This is a genomic window from Kineococcus terrestris, assembly GCF_041020755.1.
Classification (GTDB): Bacteria; Actinomycetota; Actinomycetes; order Actinomycetales; family Kineococcaceae; genus Kineococcus; species Kineococcus terrestris.
This window is the reverse complement of record NZ_JBEUEI010000069.1, coordinates 1-2,878: the sequence shown is the minus strand read 5'-3', so window position 1 is coordinate 2,878 and position 2,878 is coordinate 1. Positions and strand designations below refer to the sequence as shown.

Below are 2,878 nucleotides of genomic sequence, written 5' to 3'. Positions count from 1 at the left end.
CCCCCCCCCCCCCCCCCCCCCCCCCCCCCCCCCCCCCCCCCCCCCCCCCGCCCCCGCCCCCCCCCCCCCCCCCCCCCCCCCCCCGCGACAGGGTGGAGCACGTGCAGACCTTCCTGCCGTACGCGGACTTCGCGCGTTCGGCCGCCGTCCTCGACGCGCCGCGCCTGGGCAAGCAGCGCGTCGAGACGCTGCAGGTGCTGCGCGCCCTCGAACTGCCCGACTACGGCTGGGTGAACCACCCCGCGGTGCGGATGTGGCGCGGCTGCACGCCCGCCCTCGTCGCCTACGGGCTGGCGTGCGTGGACGCGTGGACGCGGCCCGGGCGGGCCGACTCCACGCGCCGGCTCATCGCCGAGTTCGCCCCCGAGGTCGCCGGGCGCACCCAGGCCGACCTGGCCGCCGACGGCCTGCTGCCGTACTGGCTGGGCGACGAGGCCCTGCACCGCAGCCACCGCTCCGCCCTGCTGCGCAAGGACCCGGACTTCTACCGGCCCCTGTTCGGCGACGAGGACCCCGACGACCTGCCCTACGTGTGGCCCGACCCGCCGTCGCTGGAACCCCCGGCGCGGGGCTCCGGGCGGCTGGTGTGGATCGTGCGGCCGTCCTCTCCGGAGGCGCTCGCGGAGTTCCTCACCGACGGCGTCGTCGGCCTCGGCACCGAGTCCGGCGTGGACGTCGACGTGCGCGTGCGCGAGGAGGGGCAGTCGCTGCGCGCGCTGCTCAAGGAGGTCAGCCCCGGCAAGCGCCCCGGCAAGGACCTGCGCGTGCTGGAGACGTTCGTGCACGAGCTCGCTCCCGGCGACGAGGTGGGCCTGCCCGTCGAGCGCGAGGAGGCCGTCCTGCTCGGCGAGGTGCTCGGCGGGTACGAGTTCGACGGGCGCAAGGGGGTGGCCGTGCGGCACCGCCGGCGCGTGCGCTGGAACGGGCGCGCCGAGCGCGCCGACGTGCGGCCCCCCGCCCTGCTGCAGGACCCCCGGCGGCTGTTCTGCGTCGACGTCGCGGCGTGACCGACCCCGAAACCCCTGGAGGACACCCGTGGCCGACACCGCGGTCCTGGACGTCGACGGCACCCTCGTCGACACCAACTACCACCACGCCCTGGCCTGGTTCCGGGCGTTCCGCCGCTGGGACGTGACGCTGCCCGTGTGGCGCGTCCACCGCGCGATCGGGATGGGCGGCGACCAGCTCGTGCCCGCCGTCGCCGGCGAGGAGTTCGAGCGCGAGCACGGCGACGAGGCCCGCGAGGCGTGGACGGAGGAGTTCGACCCGCTGCTGCCGGAGGTGCGGCCCTTCGACGGCGCGCGCGACCTGCTGCAGGAGCTGCGCCGCCGGGACTGGACGGTGGTGCTGGCCTCCTCCGGCAAGCCGCAGCACGTCGAGGCGTTCCTGGACCTGCTCGACGCGCGCGAGCTGTGCCACGGGTGGACCTCCTCGCAGGACGCCGAGGCCACCAAGCCGGCGCCCGACCTGCTGCAGACGGCGCTCGCGAGCGTCGGCGGCTCGGCGGGTGTCGTGCTCGGGGACTCGCGCTGGGACTGCGAGGCCGCGCGCAACGCGGGCATGACGTCGGTCGCCGTGCGCACCGGCGGGTACGCGGAGGAGGAGCTGACCGGCGCGGGCGCCGTCGTGGTCCTGGACTCCCTGCGCGAGCTCGTCGACGGCCTGGACGCCACGCCCTTCGCCCGCCCCTCCCGCTGACCCGTCCCCTCCTCTCCCACCCCCGTACCTGCCCCGTCCCCGACCGCCGTGATCATGGATTTGTGCGACGTCGGCACATCCGTGATCACGGCGGTGGATCTTCGGTGATCATGAACGGTTGAGCGGTTCACCACGTGCGGCGGAGCACGGGTTCCAGGCCCAGCAGCTCCCCGACACCGCGCTCCAGCTCGGTCGAGCGGCCCAGGACGTGCCCGGCGTGGACGCCGACCACCGTCCAGCCCAGTGCCAGCAGCTCCTCCCGGCGCGCGGCGTCGTGGGCGACCGCGGCCGCGCCCTCGTGGTGCTCACGCCCGTCGTACTCCACGCCGACGCCGCGATCGGGCCAGCCCAGGTCCAGGCGCAGCGGTGCGCGGCGCGGGCGCGGGACGAGCACCTGCGTCACGGGTGGCGGGAAGCCGGCGTCCGCGAGCCGCAGCCGCAACCACGACTCGCCCGGCGACTCCGCACCCGCGTCGCACAGCAGGAGCAGGCGGCGCGCGCGGGCGACGAAGCGCTCCCCGGCCTGCCGCTCCAGCTGCTGCAGGGCCGCCTCGGGGTCCAGCAGCCCGACGCGCAACGCCCTGTCCAGCATGGCCAGTCCCAGCGGCGGGGTCTCCCACCGAGCCACGTCCAGGCACGTCCGCAGGGCGGTCGTGGTCGGCAGGCCGTCCAGCAGCTCGACGTCCTCGCCGGGCAGCGCCGCGGTCCAGCTGCGCACCCCGCTCCGCCGGACCGGGTCGCGGCCGGTGGGGACGACGCACTCCACGGGCAGGTCGGTCGTGCGCTCGTGGGGCATGCGCAGCCGGAAGCCGTGCCGGTGGGCGGCGGTGCGGCGAGCCAGGGCCGCCCCGGCTGGGAGCAGCTCGCCGAGGGCGGCGGCGCGGTAGTGCTCGTCGTTCGTCAGGTCGGCCAGTGCGGTGGCGGCGCGGTGTCGCCGCCGGGGGAGGGTCTCGGGCACGCCGGGCAGCGTGCTGCCGGCGCGAGGGAGTCCCCGGCGCTCGTGCCCAGCGCACCGCTCCGCGCGTCCAGACGTCGCCTGTGGACCCCGCCGCGCGAACTCTCCGCGGTGATCATGGATGAGTGAGCGTGCACCCATCCATGATCACGGCGAGGAGGTGGGGTGGTTGAGCGGTGCACCGTCCATGTTCACGGTGGGGGTGGGGGTGGGCCCGGCAGGCGC

At 76.4% G+C, this 2,878-nt stretch carries 3 protein-coding genes; 2 read left to right on the top strand and 1 reads right to left on the bottom strand.

What is annotated here, in order from left to right; all coding sequences use genetic code 11:
* The first annotated feature begins 101 nt into the window (after positions 1-101).
* Together AB8M62_RS20035 and AB8M62_RS20030 are read left to right on the top strand one after the other, a co-directional pair.
* Positions 102-1,007, top strand: a complete 906-nt coding sequence (locus AB8M62_RS20035; RefSeq protein ID WP_369052738.1) for an MSMEG_6728 family protein — start codon at positions 102-104, stop codon at positions 1,005-1,007.
* 28 nt (positions 1,008-1,035) lie between these two features.
* Positions 1,036-1,698 carry an HAD family hydrolase gene (locus AB8M62_RS20030; RefSeq protein ID WP_369052737.1) on the top strand — a complete coding sequence of 221 codons (663 nt, stop codon included), beginning with the start codon at positions 1,036-1,038 and terminating at the stop codon, positions 1,696-1,698.
* A gap of 127 nt (positions 1,699-1,825) precedes the next feature.
* Here the strand turns inward: AB8M62_RS20030 and AB8M62_RS20025 are convergent, their stop codons facing one another.
* Entirely contained in the window at positions 1,826-2,656 is an 831-nt protein-coding gene (locus AB8M62_RS20025) for a type IV toxin-antitoxin system AbiEi family antitoxin (protein WP_369070670.1), read from the bottom strand.
* Positions 2,657-2,878 lie beyond the last annotated feature (222 nt).